The sequence below is a fragment of the Methanobrevibacter sp. UBA188 genome (genome assembly GCF_905234905.1).
In the GTDB taxonomy this organism is placed as follows: Archaea; Methanobacteriota; Methanobacteria; order Methanobacteriales; family Methanobacteriaceae; genus Methanocatella.
In genome coordinates, this window is the sequence record NZ_CAJOJM010000001.1 from 32,559 (window position 1) to 49,591 (window position 17,033).

Consider the following 17,033-nt stretch of genomic DNA (forward strand, 5'->3'; position numbering starts at 1 on the left):
AAAGCTTTTGCTTTATATGACTTATATTAAATATTCAATATAAATAGTTCTATATTATAAAACATGTTTTAATTGGTGAAGTCATGGCGCATGATGTTTTTATTAGTTATTCAACAAAGAATACAGAATATGCAGATGCGGTCTGTAAAAAATTAGAAGATAATGGTATTGAATGTTGGATTGCACCGAGGAATATTAAAACTGGTACCAATTATGCTAAAGAGATTATGGATGGTTTGAAATTAGCCAAACTGGTTGTTTTGATATTTTCTAAAGACGCGCAGGAATCTGAATATGTCAACAATGAAATTGATACTGCTTTTTCGAAAAATGGTCAACCTATTGTTGCATTGAAAGTTGATGATTCATTTCCTGAAAAACAAATGGAATTCTTTTTGAAAAATTCCCAATGGTTGGATGCATCTCCTACTGCACTTAAAAAAGAAAACAAAACACTTGACAGTTGTTATGATCAATTGGTTGGTGATGTTCAACGCATATTGGATGGAAAAACTCCAGTTTTAGATTCTAGCGGTGTTGGAAACATTGTTATACCTGGCAAGGAAAAAGGATTTTTTGATAAATATAAATGGCCTATTGTAATTGCGGTTATTCTTTTGATTGCTGTTGGAGGGTTTTTGGCTTATAGTAATATGAACGGTCAATCAAGCAATGGGTCAAATGAAACTGGAATGTCTATAGGGTATATTGGTTTGGAAAAATATGGTGATGCCTACACTTATTTTGTATTTGGAGATATTGCTGAAGGATTCAGCAACTCATCTAGTGATGTGATTCATATTGATTATTATGACAATTCTGGAAAAGTTGTCAAAAGCAGCAATACTAAAATGGGTGATGTTGACGGTAATATTTTAGGTTCTGTCGATGTAAACAAAAAGGATATAGTTAAAGTTTCAGCACAATTGCAGAATAAGGACAAAAAGGTATTGTATAGTGTAGAAAGTGATAATATTATAGAACAGTAGTGGGGTTTATTATGGCTGATGAGGTATATATCTGTTATGATGAACGGGACTTGGAAATGGCAAAAAAGGTTTGTGACACTTTAGAGGACAATGGATTGGATTGCTGGTTGAAAAACCGTGACACCGGTGCAAAACACATGGTTGATGAAATCATGAATGCAATCAAAAAATCCAAAGTTATGGTTTTGTTATATTCACAAAACTCCAAGGATTCCAATTTTGTTAACAATGAGGTGGATATTGCATTCGCGGAAAAAAGGTCAATTTTGGTCTTTCAAATTGATGATTCAAAATTGGACGGCAGTTTAGAATTCTTCTTGAGGAATAAACCTAGGATTCAAGCTTATCCAAATCCTGAAGATAGATTTGACCGTTTGGTTCAAAACACTTCAAAACTTGTAAAAGAACAGTCAGCAATCGATAGGAATATTGGTAATGTTATTAAAAATCATAAAATTCCTGTAATTATTGGAATTGTCGTTATTTTGCTTGTTGTAGGTGTTTTAGGATATATGATGTATAATGGCGGAAGTGGCACAACGAATGCCACTCAAATAAAAGCGGGTGACATTAAGCTCAATATCACAGATTTCCATGTTGATGATGTCGGGAAGGAAAAAACCAACTGGAACTACTCTTATTATGTGGGTGGAAAAATTTCTCCAGCACCTGGTGATCAGGACGGATGTGTGATTGTTGTTGATTTCTATGATGAATCAGGTAAACTGGTTGAAACAACAGAAACTCCATTTAAAGATGCTCAAAAGGTTAGTTCTGGATTTTTACTAGGATCTGCAACATCTGATAAGAACAATATTAAACTTGCAGATGCCCAATTGGTTAATAAGGAGAATATTATTATTGCTCAGGATGAAGCGCAATTATGATTTTTGTTAAGGGTGATGATTATTATGGATAAAAAATATATTCTAATAATTCTTTTGATTGCAGTGATTGCCGTGGTTGGAGGTTATTTCCTATTGAATGGAAACAATATTCAAACTGTATCCGGCGAACAAACTACAATTGTTTTAAGTAAATCAGCATATATGGAAGTTCCTAAAGATTCAAATGCTACATCCAATGCTGATAAAAAGGGAATTTTCTATTATAAGGATAAAGATGATAATATAAACATTACTAGTTGTTCCAATTTATCCGCTTCATCAAGTGTTAAGGAAATGAAGAAACTTAAGAATTCAGTTTCAACCGGAGCCAAGAAAATGGTTGAAAATGATGTGGTTGTGTATGAAAAGGATGGTGTATACTCAGTATTCGCTAAAAACACTCAGTATAATGATACTTTATTGATACAATCATCTGATAAAAACGTTTTATTGGCATGTTGGAATAGTGTTAAATACCACGACCCAACCGATAAGATTAAGTTTAACGGTACTGCAGGCGATAATGGATCTGGTTCTGTAGTTAATGCTATCGAACAAACTCAAAATGCTGTTCAGGCTAGTGAATCTTCTTCTAGCTCTTACAGTGAGTCATCATCTTCCAGTTCCTCATCAGATTCATCTTCTGATTATTCAGGTTCTGGTAGTGGAGGTTACAGTGACTTTGGTTTTGACACTGGTTCGTCCAGTTCCGGTTCCAGTTCCGGTTCCAGCGGCGGGGGTTACAGTGACTTTGGTTTCGGATACTTTGGTTACTATAGAGATTTAGGATTTATCCTTTAATCTCTTTTTTTCTATTTTTCATGTACATGGATATTTTAACAATATTTCTTTTTATGACCCATCATGTTTTTTCAGTAAGTAATGGTCAATTAAACTGATGGTTTTGTGCTTATTTTAATTTTAATTAAGGGCTTTTTTACAAATATTTGACTTTTCAAGTGGCACTGAATATCGTTTTTCTTAATTAAAGCATTTGCTTTACATTAGAATTTAAAATATTTATATATACTAATTGATTCCATATTTAAACATATAAAAAATAAATCAATGGATAACTAGAAAATTGATATGATTAGGTGTTAGCATGGGTGAAAGTAATTTAAGACAATATATTGATGATTTTTTTGATGAATTAATCCTCTATGATGATTATTACAATGGCCATTACTATAAAATGTTGTTAAAAACAGGAATTGATGTTTTTCTAGATAATGAGAATTCATATACTGCCTATGAAATTTATAGGACATTTTTCATGATTTATCAAATCTCACATGAAAACAAATCTGAAAAACATTCTCCTAACGAAATAAAAATCGTTAAAGAGAAAAATATCCTTTTGGATTTGGTTAAGACAATGAAAGATTATGAAGAAAATACTGGAGATTTGATTGAAAAGCAAAGGGACCATTTTATTCACTCTGTAAATGTTTTTCTATTAGGATTGGCAATTTATTCTCAAAATAAAAGTTATAGGGATAAATTCAAACAGTATGTTCTTAATAGTCCTTATAAAAAATATTATAGGATTGACGGCGAATTTTCTCATGAGGAATTTTTATACCGTTGGGGTGTAGCAGCCCTTTTCCATGACATAGGTTATCCTGTTGAAATTATTGGAAAACAATTAAAAAAATTTATCAATGATGGAATTAAATCTATTTCAAGTAGCTACAATGCCGATACTGCAATTGATTTTAAAGATTTCAATGAATTTAACACAATCGTTAAAAAGGATCCTAATTTTGCAGACAAATACACTTCCGTTTATCCTGAAGCAAAATTTTTAAACTTATTTAAACCTACTGACATCATGGCCCATAAGATTTCTACTGATTTTAAGGGAATTGATGTTAATCAGGTAATCAAACACCTTGACTCCTTTGTTGACATCATGGGGGACAGCGGTTTTATCGACCACGGGTTCTTTTCATCAATTTTAGTTTTAAATTCCTACGGGTATCTGATTCAAAAATATGCTAAAAACAATGATTTCTTCTTTTATCCGATAGTTGACAGTGCTACCGCTATTCTGTTGCACAATTATTATAGAAATGTTTTGCAAAAAAAGCCTTTTGATTTAAAAACTTTGCATCCGTCTCAATCTCCATTGGCGTTCCTGCTGATTTTATGTGATGAGCTTCAGGAATGGAACAGACAGCCTTTTGGTGTTAAAGACAAGCAAAGAAGCCATGTAAATGAATTGGTTATAAATATTGATGACAGAGGAATGGATGTGGAATATATTGTTAGGGAAGGTGCAATGGGACTCGGCTTTTCTGAAGATAAAGAGGAATTCCTTAAAACAGTCTTATCATTAAGAAGCATTTTCAAATTTGGTTTGAGAATAATCACCGATGTTTCACAGGATAACATTATTAGGGAAAATGTTCACTCAGAAGCTCAAGCGCCGGATATCCTGCTTAGAAATGTTGAAACCATTGCTATTCAAATTCACAATCAGTATGTGGAAACCACCAAACAGCAATATGAAGAAAAGCTTGCACTGGGTGAAGAAATTGATGATGAATTCATGGAAAAATACAATAACCTGACAACATTTGATGAGTTAACTCCACAGCTTAAAATAGCAAACATTAGACAGGCAAGGTCAATCCCAAATAAATTGGATATCATCGGCTGTGAAATTGCATCTAATGATGATGAAAGAGATGCAATTTTAAGATTCTCTAAAGATGAAATTTTGGATTTGGCTATTCTGGAGCATCAGGAATGGTGTGATGAAAAAATAGGTACTGGTTGGACTTTAGGTGAAAAAGATGTTGAGAATCTCGTTACTCCTTATCTTGTTCCATGGGATGAGTTGACAGAGGATATTCAGCAGTATGATATTGACCCTATCAAGAACATTATTCCGCTTATGGATTCTTTAGGGTTGAAGGTTGTAAGAACTAAAGAGAGGCTTTTAACATTTGAAATGCATAATTTTTACTCAGAATATAACAAGAGTGCCGGTCATTTCGATGATTTGCCAAGCTATATTAAATATTCCAACTATAAACAGACTGATTTCCTTTTAAGAATCTTGTCTGAGTTGGGTTATGATGTAATTGATATTGAAGATGCTGGTGAGACAGTAATGTCATTTGATGAGGATTCAATTGAATATTTGGCTAAAAGGGAACATAATGAGTGGTATAAACTTAAAGTTAACTTGGGATGGACATATGATGCAGTCAAAGATGATGTGGCAAAAACCAACCCTAATTTAGTGGAATGGGATCAGCTTGACCATGAAACCAAGGAGCTGAACAGACGCACATTCAGAAACCTCCCTCAATTATGTGGAAATGTTGGCTTGAAAATTGTTAAAAATTAGTGTCGGTGGAAATTATGGATAATGGGGGAAGTTCTACTAATATCGGCAAGTATGTTGATAAATTCTTTGACATGCTGGTTTTATACGATGATAATCTGGTATTTAAGGACGGTACAAAAAGCAATCATGACTATAAAGGCCTTCTAAAAGCAGCAATTGATGTATTTTTAAACCATCAATCCAACTATACTGCTTATGAGGTCTATCAAACTTTTTTCATGATGTATCAAATCACTCCCGAAGACAAAAGTGAAATCGATGAAAAAAGCCCTGACGTTTTGATTAGTGAACCCAATTATCTTCTTGATTTGGTAGACATAATGAGAAAGTATGAGGAAAATACCGGTGAATTGATAAACTGGCAAAGGGACCATTTCATCCACTCAGTCAATGTTTTCATATTGGGTTTGGCAGTATATGCTCAAAATCAATCTTACAGAGCCATATTTCAAAATTATATTCTTAAAAATAAGCATTATAAAAAATATTATCGGATTGATGGCAATTTTTCTCATGAGGAATTCCTATATCGATGGGGTGTAGCAGCGCTGTTTCATGATATAGGATATCCATTTGAAATAATCGGAAAACAGCTGGATAAGCTAATCGAAGATGGGATAAAAAACATTTCCCATAGCTATGACAATGTCAAGATGGGTCTTGATTTTAGGGATTTCGATGAATTTAATGTAATTGCCAAGCTGGATCCGTTTGATTATGCAGACCAATACCGTGAAAGATATTCCGATTCTAAAGTTCTAGACTTATTTAAGCCGACAGATATTATGGCCCATAAGCTCAAATTGGACTTTGGATTTGACAATGAAGTATATAAAAAGTTAATCAAACATCTCAACGGTTTTCCCAGATTCATGACTGAAAGGGATTTTGTTGACCATGGATTTTTCTCAGCTATCTTGGTTTTGAATTCCTATGGAAAACTGATACAGAAATATGCAAAAAAGGATAAGGATTTCTTTTTCTATCCTATTGTAGATAGTGCTACTGCAATCCTGCTTCATAATTATTACAGTAATGCCCTACAAAAGCCGCCCTTTAATTTTGGCAAGCTAAGACCTAAACAGTCTCCAATTTCTTATTTGTTAATTTTATGCGATGAGCTTCAGGAATGGAACAGACAGCCATATGGCGTTTTGGATGTAAAGGAAAACCATGTAAACGATTTGGATGTTGTCATTGATGATGAATACATGAAGGTTATCTATATTTTAAATAATGGGCCTATGGGCTTTGGATTTTCCAAAAAGAAGGATGATGTGATAGATAATGTCTTGGAGATTCAGGATATTTTCCTTGGAAAATTATCCATCAGAACAAAAATTGAATTGGATAATGTTATAAGGGACATTTCCATTGCTGAAATTCAAACTCCCAATATTTTACTAAGAAATGTTGAAAAATTGGCCAGGCAAATCAATGATGAGTACAATGAGGAATTGAAAGCCAAGTTGGATGAAGCCATTAAGAAAGGTGATGAAAAGGAAATTGCGGAATATAAAGAAAAATGTTCATATTTATGTGATTTTGAAGATTTAAGTGCCGATTATAAAATTTCCAATGTTCGCCAAGCAAAATCAATTCCAAAGAAATTGAGCATGATAGGATGCGAAATTGCACACATTGATGATGAAAGGGACGAAATCACCAAATTTGATGAAAAGGAGATTGAGGATTTGGCGATATTTGAGCATGTTGACTGGTGCAGGGAAAGAAAAGGTACTGGATGGTCTTATGGTGATGTAAAAAATCCTGAAGAGCGCAGAACACCTTATCTTGTCTCATGGGAAAAGCTTCCTGATGATATAAAGGATATGGATCGAAAAGCAACTGAAAATATTCCAAATCTTTTAAATTCAATTGGTCTGAAAGTCGTTAGAAATAAAATCAGATTGCTTACCTTTAAAATGCATCAGTTTTATGAAACAGGCAGTTTGGATGATAAGTCCGATGGTGAAAAAAGATTTAAGGAATTGCCGAAGCATGTTCAGTATTCCAATTATAAGCAAGCCGATTATCTGGTTAAAATTTTAAAGGAAAAAGGATTTGAATTGGTTTCTCTAAATGATTCAAGGGATAAAATTCATAGATTTGATGAAGAGGATATTGAATATTTCGCCAAAAGGGAACATGAGGGGTGGTTAAAACTTAAACTTAATTTAGGTTATGCACATCTTCCGATTGACGAATCTGATATTCAAAAAATAGAAGAAGGTATTCGAGAGTCCCATAATCCAAATCTTGTTTCCTGGGAAGATCTTGATATAAATGTTAAAAAGGCAAATAAGGATACTTTCATCAATCTTCCGAATTTATGTGATGACTCGAATGTAGGGTTGAAAATTGTTAGGAGGCAGTAATTAGTTGGGAAATAATAATTATTTTTCATTATGAAAAATTTTTGTTCTTTTGATGCTTTATTACTAAACCTTTAAATACTATTAAGTTAATATAATTTATTAATAGTTATGAAAACGGACATATTGTTTTTTATTTCATAGCATTTTTATTATTATTGAATTTTCATGATTATAGGAGGAGTTATTAATGGCAAGATTTGAAGAAGCAGAAAATAGAATGTTTAATGTAAAAATCTGCTTAAAATGTAATGCTCGTAACCCTGCTGCTGCAACTACTTGCAGAAAATGTGGTTACAAAGGTTTAAGATTCAAAGCTAAAGAACCAAGAGGATAGATTCATTCTCTTTTACTTTTTTTTATTATTTTTTTAAAACAATTAATTTAATATATTATTTTTTATAAAACTTATTTTAGGTATTCTTATGAAAGACGTTGAAAATTACATTAGAGATATATTAAAAACAAGGAAAATACATTTCACTTTAATTGATCCTGATGAACAGACACCGGAGGAAGCTTTAGAAATTGCTACAGCTGCAATAGAAGGTGGTACTGATGGAATTATGATTGGAGGGTCTACTGTTAATGGTGATGACGTCGACAATACCTGTAAGATATTGTCTGAAAACATTGCAGTTCCAATTATTATTTTCCCGGGCAATACCAGTAGTGTAAGTAAATACGCAGATGCAATATTCTATATGAGTTATGTAAACTCAACCAATCCTTACTGGATTAATGGTGCTCAGGCATTAGCAGCACCTGCCGTTAAAGCATCAGGAATGGAAGTATTGTCCATGGCATATATGGTTGCAGAACCTGGTGGAACCGTCGGATGGGTCGGAGATGCAAAATTGGTACCTAGAAATAAGCCAAAAATACCTGCAGTCTATGCAATGTCTGCAGAGATGTTTGGAATGAAATTCTTTTATATTGAAGCTGGATCAGGTGCATCAGAACCAATTCCTCCCGAAATGGTTGCATACACTAAAAAAGCCACTGAAAACATGATTGTGGTTGTTGGTGGTGGAATTCGTGATGCCAAAGCAGCATATACTGCAGCTAAAGCTGGTGGAGACATCATTGTAACAGGTACTGTTGTAGAAGATACAGATAATGTTTTAGCTAAAATTCAAGAATTAACCGGGGCTATCAAAAAAGCTTCAATGGAGTAGTTTTCAGCTGCTCTTACCATACTTTTTTATTTATTTATTAACATAAGATATATTATGTTAAATTCACTATATGAAAAAGCCATCGCTAAAAGAGGATTTATACAAGATATTGAGTCAGACAATAATTTGGATGCTCAACTTGAAGTAAACTGGTTTTCAAGAGAATTCAGTGAAAGTTCTGATGATTTTTCCATCGCTGCGGGAGATGGGAGCTTCAACAAAAAGAAGTTTTTAAAAAGCAACTTCTGTGCTGTAGGTGCCGAATCCATAATTTACGATGGTGAAATAAAAAAAATCGATGATGCTGATATTCTGGAAGTAAATCATATCTCTTTTTTGGATGAGCTTTTAAGCAATTATATGTCAATATTGGAACTTAAATGTGCGTCTAGGGCTATCAAAGAATATGATGTAGATTATTACTTATTCGATGGATCCATTTTAGGAGATTTGGAGAATGCATATCCGAGAGGTGCTGAACTTCCATCCAAAATTAGGGATAACTTGGATGAAACCATTTTGAATGAATTTAAGAGAAGATTGGAAATAACACCATTTGGATTCGTATTTCCTCAGATTAAAGAAAGAATATTGGCTGATGTAAGTGTAAATGAGGAATTTGAGCAAAAGGAAGATTTTGACCTTCATTTGTCTTCAATCGAGAAAATAATATTGTTAAAAGAAATTTTGGAAAACAAGAAAAAAATCATTTCAATATCCAAAACATCTTCAGACAATGATTTGTTTGGATGGAACATTCCGGACATTTCAATTTTAGATAATTTGACAGATAAAAAGCAGGGAATATCAAGAATTGAGTATAGGCGAGTCTATAAGAATGCATCTTTCCAGTATTTCAATGATTTTTTCAAACAATTGAAATTTACGGTATTTTATGTAAGGCTTCAGGACAATAAAAATGTATTGAAAGTTGAATTGCCTTACAAAGCATCGATAAGTGAAGTTGTAGATGTTGTAGAGAAGATAAATGTATTGTCAGTTCAAGGTTATCCTTATTTGCTGAGTAAGGCACATAATGATGTAGTCATTACTGACAGGAATATTAAAGAATTATTAAAACTTGCTAAAATTTATGAAACAACAAACAGGGAAATGTTATAGGTGGTTTAGATGGTAGTTGGAATTTGTGTTGGCGAAACATCACTTTCAGAAGTTACTTTCATTTCAGATAAGATGCCGAAAGTTGGAGAATATGTGACTATTGAATACGATGGAAAAAAAGTATTGGGAATGATTGAAAATCTAATTAGAGGTAATGATGCTTTAAATGTTGATATCAACGATTTCAAAGCCATTCGAAAGATTTCACAAATAGGTGCTGATGAAAATTATATTCGAGGTAAAGTAAAGATTCTTGGAGATGTCAATGATAATCTGAAATTGCCGAGAACCCCTGTGCTTCCTGGAACTGAAATAAAACTGGCTGACAGAGATACTTTAAATGAAATATTCAAGGTTAACAATCCCATTAAATTAGGATGTCTTGTAAATCAGAGTGATGTGGACGTTAATGTTGAAGCAAACCCAATTTTGTCAAGACACCTTGCAATTTTAGCAATGACCGGAGCTGGAAAATCAAATACTGTATCTGTTTTAATAAATGAAATGTTAAGTTATTTTGTTCCGGTATTCGTATTTGATATGCATGGTGAGTATGTTGGAGCCAATTTCCCAAATGGTGAAGTTAATGTTATTAAACCTAAAATAAATCCTGTTTACATGTCTTTTCATGAGATAAAAAGATTGGTTAACATTCCGAGTAATGGTTATATTCAGGAAAGACATTTCAGAAGAGCATTTAAGACAGCTAAGGAAATGGTTCGCAGTGGAACAGCACATACAAATAACTTTTTACAAATTATTTATGATATTCTATTAAGCGATTCTCAAGAAGAGGGCTCAGACAAGCAAATTGTTGATGTAATGAATAAGATTGACGATTCGATGGATAAGTATGCCAATATCTTTGACAATAACATTGGAAATATATTGACAAACATTAAAATAGGTCATGTTAATGTTTTGGACTTAAGCCAGTCTGACGAATCAATTGCAAATGTATTGGTAAGCCATATTATGAGAAATGCCCTGCAAATGAGAAAAAATGCAGTTCATGGAAAAGATGAAAGAGCATTGGATTTCCCAGTATTTTTCATATTGGAAGAGGCACATATATTGGCTCCTAATAAACGTGATTCAGATTCAAAACGTTGGATTCAAAGGGTTGCTAGAGAAGGACGTAAATTCGGATTGGGATTATGTTTGGTAAGTCAGTCTCCAAAAACAGTTGATCATGATGCATTGTCTCAAATGAATAATATGATTATTTTGAGGCTTGTTGAACCTGAAGACCAAAGGCATGTTCAGTCTGCAAGTGAAAGTTTATCACAGGATTTGGTTAATCAGCTTCCATCCTTAAATGTTGGTGAAGCCGTTGTTTTAGGTTTGATGAGCAAAGTACCAACTCTTGTCAAAATTGATGAATTTAAAGGTCGTCTTCATGGGGATGACATGGATATTGTTTCCTATTTTGCTGATATCAGGCAAAAAGAACAAGAAGAAATTGAAGAGTTGGAAAAAGAAAGCATGGAAATGGGTTATAATTATTAATCCTATTTCTTTTTTTTAATTTTAATATTAATTTTTCCTTATAATATTGTATGGACTTATTTAGAAACTTATTTATATTAAATTGCTTATATTATTACTTAAAATTAAATATTGGAATTTATTATTTGTTTAAAAGCAATTTTACATATTAAAAGCAATTTTTCAATATTAAATCAATAAGGAGTATAATCATGTTTCAATGGAAAGATTTCAAAACTGTCGGCGATGAATTGATGGCTAATTCACAGGAAGCATATATAAGATGTGCTACAAGCAGATATTATTATTCTATTTTCGGTTCAACAAGGGAATATTTAATAGATATTATGAATAAACATCAATTTTGTAACGGAAAAGATATTCATAAAAGAGTATATGATGAGTTAATTAATTCAAATGATTTAAATGAAATTAATTTGGCTAAATGTCTATTTTTTTTAAGAGAAGCAAGAAATCATGCTGATTATGATGGAATAAATGAATGCCATAATTATTTTAAAAAAAATTCAGAAAAAATCATTGATTCAACAAATAAGGCATTTGATTCATTAAATGTTTTAATAAATAATCCTCCATATAATTTTTGAGGTGTTATTGTGGATGATTTGGATTTTGTTAAAAAATTAGAAGTTGATGATGAGTTATTTGATAAGGAATACGATAAATTGGGTGATTTTTATAATCTACGTCATTATTGGAAAGTTCATGATTATATTGCTGAGCATAAAGGTCTTATTGTATTCTTAAATAAACTAAAACCAAGATTGATTGATTCTTTTCCGACAGGTAAATTTGATTTGATTTTAAATACTGATTTTGAGTATCCTGATTGGGCTACTGTTATATTATTTGTTAAGGTTGATGAATATACTTTTGATAATGGGGTTATGGAAGACATTGATAAAATTTTTTTCGATTTTCTCCCATTGCAACAAAAATTAGGTGTGATGCCAAATTTAGCTATATGGCCTGCATTATATGATTGCTAATCAAATTTAAGTCATTTATTTTCATTTTCTTTTTAAATTTTAAATTCATTTTACTTTTCAACTGCTCTCTTTCCAAACTATTAAATATACTATATGATAAAATATTATTCAATTAAATACTTTGATTTAAGTGTTTAAATTGGTTATATACAATTGACAAAAAAAGGTAATATAATGAAATTTGCACATTTAGCAGACACTCATTTAGGTTATCGTCAATTTGGTTTAATTGAACGTGAAAAAGACTTTTATGAAGTGTTTGAAAAGGTTATAGATAAAATAATTGAAGAAAAAGTGGATTTTGTAATCCATAGTGGTGATCTATTTGAAACCGCAAGACCGTCCCCTATTGCACTTTTAACCTTCCAGAAAGGATTGCTTAAATTAAAAGGTGCTGGAATTCCTATGTATGCAATAGCAGGTAATCATGATATTGTAATGCGTAATGATTCAATCCCGCCTCAAGTAATCTTTAAAAAGTTGGGTTTAAAAGTAATAAGTCCTATTAATACTACTTATATGCATGGTGATATTTTTATAGCGGGCTTACCATTTTATCCGTCTTCTCAAGTTAAGAATTTAAAGTCTAAATTAGCTGATTTATCTAAAAAGGCTGCAAAACATGAAAAATCAATTCTTGTATTGCACCAAGGCATTGATAAATACTTTGGACAAAATTATGAACTTGAAATCGGAGATTTGCCTGATAATTTTAATTATTATGCTTTGGGACACATTCACAATTATATCAATGATAATTTTGGAAATGGAAAATTGGTCTATCCGGGTTCTAGCGAAATATGGAAAACTAATGAATTAAAGGACTATAAGGAAAACGGAAAAGGTTTTGTTATAGTTGACTTTGATGGTCCAAAACCTCTTGTCAAAAGGGTTAAAGTTGATATTTCCCGTACATTCATTGAAAGGTCACTTGATTACAATGAACTTGAAAGTGGAATTGCCGGTTTAAAAGAAACAATTGTCGGCTTTGATAAAAAACCGATTTTAGATTTGAAAATTAACAATGTCGAATCAGATACCAACAGAGTTTATGAACTGATTAAGGAAGAGCTTGGTGATTTGTCTTTAATGATAAGACCTACATTCAGCATGATTGGTGAAGATGACATTGATGTTATAATCAATCAAAAGGATTCTTTAGGTCCTTTGGAAATTCTAAAAGAGCAATTGGATGCTTATGGTGATGAATCTGTTACCCGATTGGGACTTGACGTTTATACTTTCCTATCAAAGGATAAGATTGATGAAGCTGATGAAATATTAAATCACTTCTTCGATGATTATTATCATAAAGACGAAGATGAAGAAACTGAAACTGAAGAAGAGGGAGAAGCAGAATCAGCTGATGAAAAGGATATTCAAGTTACATTTAAGGAGGTTCTAGAATGATTTTCACAAAATTAAAACTGGTTAATTTCAAATCCCATGAAAATACTATTATTGACTTTGAAAAAGGGATTAGTGTTATTGTGGGTGAAAATGGTGCTGGAAAATCCACAATTTTAGAAGCGATTAGTTTTGCTTTATTCAAACAGCATACTGCTAAAAAAATCGATGATTTGGTAAGAAATAATGCAGATTCAATGACTGTTGAATTGGAATTCAGTTCCAATAATCGTGAATATAAGATAGTTCGTAATAAAAAATCAATGTTAAAATCTTCCATTTACAAAAAAACCTCCAATGATGGTGGTTTTGTTCATATCTGTACTGGAGATAAGGAAGTTGCAAATGAAATTCGCCAGATATTGGACATTGATTCTGATTTGTTCCTCAATGCAATTTACATAAGACAAGGTGAAATTGCAGAGCTTGTTGATAAAACATCTGCTGAGAAAAAAGAGCTGATTGCAAAATTGCTTGGAATTGATTCCTTGGAAAAAGCCTGGAAAAATTTATTGCCATTCATCAGCGGATATGAAAATCAGTTGGCAGAACTTAAAGGGAAACTATTCAATTCTGATGAGCTGAAAGAGGAATATTCTAAGAAAAAAGCAGAATTGGAATCTCTTAAGGATAGGGGTCATGAACTTGAAGAACAAATTGAAGATGTAACTGCCTCCCTAAAAGATATTTCTGAAAGTAAAAGAAATATGGAGAGGGAAAAAGAAATTTATGATACTCAGGTCAATAATCTTGAAAATGAACAAAAAACTTTGGCCAAATTAGAAAATGATAAACATGTTGTTCAGGAGAATCTGGATAAAATCAGTGAAGCTGAAGAAAAAATTACCAGATTAGACAAGTATGTTTCAAAATTGGAAGTGTATCTTGACTTTGAAAAGTCAGTTACCAGCATTCAAAGATTGAAAAAGGATGAAGAAGAAATCAATAATAAATTAGATTCAATATCCAATCAGAAAGCTATTGTTAATGATAAAAAAGAGGAATATAATAAGTTTTTAGCATCCGATGAAGAGATTAACAAATTGAATAATCAAAAACTCAATCTTGAAAAGCAATTGGCTACAGCAGCTAAAATGGAAAAGGATAAAAAAGAATTGCTATTGCACATTGAAAATGAAAGAAATGATATTGAAGACTTTTTCTCAAGAACAAAAGATAAATTGGCTGATTTTGGATTATCACAAGATATCTTGGCAGAGGTTGAACATTTTAATCAAATTGAAGAAGTCACTAATGATTATATTGTTGAAGTTGCAGAAAGCATTGAAAAATTATCCGGAGATATCCTTTCTAAAAAGGAAAGTCTTGTAGAATTTAAACAAAATATTAAAGCTGCTCAAAAACCGTTAGAAGAGTTAAATGAAGTTGATAATAAATGTCCGGTTTGTCAATCAGACATCAGTTCAGATCAGAAGAAGGATTTAATCGAAAGTTATGAATCAACAATCAGTGAAAATGAGAAATTAATTTCTGAAACTGAAGAGGATGTTCGTTTATTTAATCAGAATAAGGAAAGCTTTGAAGATAAACAAACTAAACTTCAGGAGTTATCTAAAAATATTGTTGAGTATAAACAGAAGTTTGTTCATTTGGAGGACGATGTTGTTAAACTAAATGAAATAGATGAAAATCTTGAGTCAAAAGAATACATCAGTAATAAATTAGGAGAACTTATACTTGTTATTGCTCGTGAAAGAGATGCTAAAGAAAGTTATAAGGAGTCTTATGATGCATATGTTCAAGCTAAAGGTGCTTTGGATGTTTTAGGTAGTGAAACTGAATCTCAATATAAATTAAATCAAATTAAAAATGAGATTGACAATCACGTTACTAATATTAAATTGGCCATTAATCAGGATCCTCATCTAAGCGGAGATATCAGTCCGGGTGAACTTCAGGATAGAATAGCTGATTTGAAACAGAAAAATGAAGAATTTAATCAGCTTAAAGGTTTTGTTCAAAATAAAAAATCCCTATTGTCTCAACATGATTCTATTAAGGAGGATATTGGCGTATCTAAAAATCAGATTGACATCATTCAAAATAAAATTGCCGCCTCTCTGTATGATAAGGAGAAATATGAACAAATCATTTATCGCTCAGAGTTATATGAAAGACGTCAAAATACATTTAATTCAGAACTTTCTGAAATTAAAGGCAGAGCACGTGAATCAATAACTTACATTAAAGAGTTAAATGAGAAAATCATGATGGCTGACAAGTTTAAAAGGGAATATGATAATTTGGAAAGTTATATTTCCATGTTGAAAAACATCAGGGAATTATATGGTAAAAATGGTGTTCAAAAAGATTTAAGGAATATTTCCAGACCGTTAATTCAAAAGTACACCAAAGAATTCTTTAATGAGTTTAACTTCAATTACTCTGATTTGACTTTGGATGATGAGTATAATGTAACAGTCTATGGTCCTGAAGGTGAATCTTCAATGAGCATGGTTAGTGGTGGTGAAAAAATAGCTATTGCCCTAGCTTTAAGACTTGGTATCACTCAAGCAATTTCCAAAGGAGATTTGGATACAATATTATTGGATGAGCCTACAATTCATTTGGACAGTTCCAGAAGACATGAATTAATTAATTTATTAAAGGACATGTCTTTATTGCCTCAAATGATTATTGTAACTCATGAAAGTCAGCTTGAAAATGCAGCTGATAACATAATTAAAGTTGAAAAAGAAAATGGTATTTCAAAAGTTATGATGTAATATCATTACTTTTTTTTTATTTTTTTTTACATGGTTTCGCAAGCGTTTTTAATGGAATCAACTATACAATTTGCATTCCATCCGACAATGGTTGCTGCTTTTTCTTCAAGTATTTCAGGAACTTCTTCAAGTCCGTATGGCCTTACTAATATTATTGGAATGTCATAGCTTTCACTTGCCTTTAAAAGACTTTCAAAAAGTTCCTTATTGTCTTTATATAATCCTGCTAATAAAATTATTCTATCAATTTTTTTGTAGAATTCTTCACCGGCGAGGGAAAAATCACCTGATATGGATTCCTTCCATAGAAAATCCACTTTTGAGAATAGCTTTTCTGTAAATTGCCCATATTCATTGTTTCTATCTATGCCGTTACTTATGATTAGATTGTAAATTTTATCGTCTTTTTCATCTTCAAACATTTTATCACCTTGCTTTTATTTTAACTGTTATTGTATAAAATAATTTG

General features: G+C 31.9%; 14 protein-coding genes. 13 read left to right on the top strand and 1 reads right to left on the bottom strand.

The annotated features are described in order from the left end of the window. Nucleotides 1–83 precede the first annotated feature (83 nt). The 13 genes from QZ143_RS00195 to QZ143_RS00255 all read left to right on the top strand — a co-directional run bounded on the left by QZ143_RS00195 (nt 84) and on the right by QZ143_RS00255 (nt 16,564). Nucleotides 84–989 carry a toll/interleukin-1 receptor domain-containing protein gene (locus QZ143_RS00195; protein WP_292880114.1) on the top strand — a complete coding sequence of 302 codons (906 nt, stop codon included), beginning with the start codon at nt 84–86 and terminating at the stop codon, nt 987–989. Nucleotides 990–1,000: 11 nt separating this feature from the next. Beyond that, nucleotides 1,001–1,876, top strand: a complete 876-nt coding sequence (locus tag QZ143_RS00200; protein WP_292880116.1) for a toll/interleukin-1 receptor domain-containing protein — start codon at nt 1,001–1,003, stop codon at nt 1,874–1,876. Between the two features lie 24 nt (nt 1,877–1,900). Next, nucleotides 1,901–2,677 (top strand): hypothetical protein, encoded by a 777-nt coding sequence (locus QZ143_RS00205; RefSeq protein ID WP_292880118.1) that lies wholly within the window; start codon nt 1,901–1,903, stop codon nt 2,675–2,677. Between the two features lie 304 nt (nt 2,678–2,981). After that, nucleotides 2,982–5,237: a RyR domain-containing protein gene (locus tag QZ143_RS00210; protein WP_292608183.1), complete on the top strand. Its 2,256-nt coding sequence runs from the start codon at nt 2,982–2,984 to the stop codon at nt 5,235–5,237. A gap of 14 nt (nt 5,238–5,251) precedes the next feature. Continuing rightward, on the top strand, nt 5,252–7,615 hold the full coding sequence (locus QZ143_RS00215) for a RyR domain-containing protein (protein ID WP_292880120.1): 2,364 nt from the start codon (nt 5,252–5,254) through the stop codon (nt 7,613–7,615). A gap of 187 nt (nt 7,616–7,802) precedes the next feature. Next, nucleotides 7,803–7,949, top strand: coding sequence for a 50S ribosomal protein L40e (locus QZ143_RS00220; protein ID WP_292608188.1), 147 nt, complete (start codon nt 7,803–7,805; stop codon nt 7,947–7,949). A gap of 88 nt (nt 7,950–8,037) precedes the next feature. After that, the gene (locus QZ143_RS00225) at nt 8,038–8,790 is read left to right on the top strand and encodes a geranylgeranylglyceryl/heptaprenylglyceryl phosphate synthase (RefSeq protein WP_292608191.1); all 753 of its coding nucleotides are present in this window, start codon (nt 8,038–8,040) and stop codon (nt 8,788–8,790) included. A gap of 54 nt (nt 8,791–8,844) precedes the next feature. Next, entirely contained in the window at nt 8,845–9,912 is a 1,068-nt protein-coding gene (locus QZ143_RS00230; protein WP_292608195.1) for a DNA double-strand break repair nuclease NurA, read from the top strand. A 9-nt stretch (nt 9,913–9,921) separates the two neighbouring features. Beyond that, on the top strand, nt 9,922–11,421 hold the full coding sequence (locus QZ143_RS00235; RefSeq protein ID WP_292880123.1) for an ATP-binding protein: 1,500 nt from the start codon (nt 9,922–9,924) through the stop codon (nt 11,419–11,421). Nucleotides 11,422–11,612: 191 nt separating this feature from the next. Then, entirely contained in the window at nt 11,613–12,008 is a 396-nt protein-coding gene (locus QZ143_RS00240) for a hypothetical protein (RefSeq protein WP_292880125.1), read from the top strand. A gap of 9 nt (nt 12,009–12,017) precedes the next feature. Then, nucleotides 12,018–12,410: a hypothetical protein gene (locus QZ143_RS00245; RefSeq protein WP_292880127.1), complete on the top strand. Its 393-nt coding sequence runs from the start codon at nt 12,018–12,020 to the stop codon at nt 12,408–12,410. A gap of 174 nt (nt 12,411–12,584) precedes the next feature. Beyond that, the gene (locus QZ143_RS00250) at nt 12,585–13,820 is read left to right on the top strand and encodes a DNA repair exonuclease (protein ID WP_292880129.1); all 1,236 of its coding nucleotides are present in this window, start codon (nt 12,585–12,587) and stop codon (nt 13,818–13,820) included. Then, nucleotides 13,817–16,564 (top strand): AAA family ATPase, encoded by a 2,748-nt coding sequence (locus QZ143_RS00255; RefSeq protein ID WP_292880131.1) that lies wholly within the window; start codon nt 13,817–13,819, stop codon nt 16,562–16,564. The genes QZ143_RS00250 and QZ143_RS00255 overlap by 4 nt, the downstream gene beginning before the upstream one ends. Nucleotides 16,565–16,590: 26 nt before the next feature. Here the strand turns inward: QZ143_RS00255 and QZ143_RS00260 are convergent, their stop codons facing one another. Continuing rightward, complete coding sequence (locus QZ143_RS00260; RefSeq protein WP_292880133.1) at nt 16,591–16,986, bottom strand: nuclease; 396 nt, start codon at nt 16,984–16,986, stop codon at nt 16,591–16,593. Between the last annotated feature and the right edge of the window lie 47 nt (nt 16,987–17,033).

Bases quoted from the DNA above. Each gene is read 5' to 3' on its own strand.
- QZ143_RS00195 (WP_292880114.1), top strand. From the start codon at position 84: ATGGCGCATGATGTTTTTATTAGTTATTCAACAAAGAATACAGAATAT.
- QZ143_RS00200 (WP_292880116.1), top strand. From the start codon at position 1,001: ATGGCTGATGAGGTATATATCTGTTATGATGAACGGGACTTGGAAATG.
- QZ143_RS00205 (WP_292880118.1), top strand. From the start codon at position 1,901: ATGGATAAAAAATATATTCTAATAATTCTTTTGATTGCAGTGATTGCC.
- QZ143_RS00210 (WP_292608183.1), top strand. From the start codon at position 2,982: ATGGGTGAAAGTAATTTAAGACAATATATTGATGATTTTTTTGATGAA.
- QZ143_RS00215 (WP_292880120.1), top strand. From the start codon at position 5,252: ATGGATAATGGGGGAAGTTCTACTAATATCGGCAAGTATGTTGATAAA.
- QZ143_RS00220 (WP_292608188.1), top strand. From the start codon at position 7,803: ATGGCAAGATTTGAAGAAGCAGAAAATAGAATGTTTAATGTAAAAATC.
- QZ143_RS00225 (WP_292608191.1), top strand. From the start codon at position 8,038: ATGAAAGACGTTGAAAATTACATTAGAGATATATTAAAAACAAGGAAA.
- QZ143_RS00230 (WP_292608195.1), top strand. From the start codon at position 8,845: ATGTTAAATTCACTATATGAAAAAGCCATCGCTAAAAGAGGATTTATA.
- QZ143_RS00235 (WP_292880123.1), top strand. From the start codon at position 9,922: ATGGTAGTTGGAATTTGTGTTGGCGAAACATCACTTTCAGAAGTTACT.
- QZ143_RS00240 (WP_292880125.1), top strand. From the start codon at position 11,613: ATGTTTCAATGGAAAGATTTCAAAACTGTCGGCGATGAATTGATGGCT.
- QZ143_RS00250 (WP_292880129.1), top strand. From the start codon at position 12,585: ATGAAATTTGCACATTTAGCAGACACTCATTTAGGTTATCGTCAATTT.
- QZ143_RS00255 (WP_292880131.1), top strand. From the start codon at position 13,817: ATGATTTTCACAAAATTAAAACTGGTTAATTTCAAATCCCATGAAAAT.
- QZ143_RS00260 (WP_292880133.1), bottom strand. From the start codon at position 16,986: ATGTTTGAAGATGAAAAAGACGATAAAATTTACAATCTAATCATAAGT.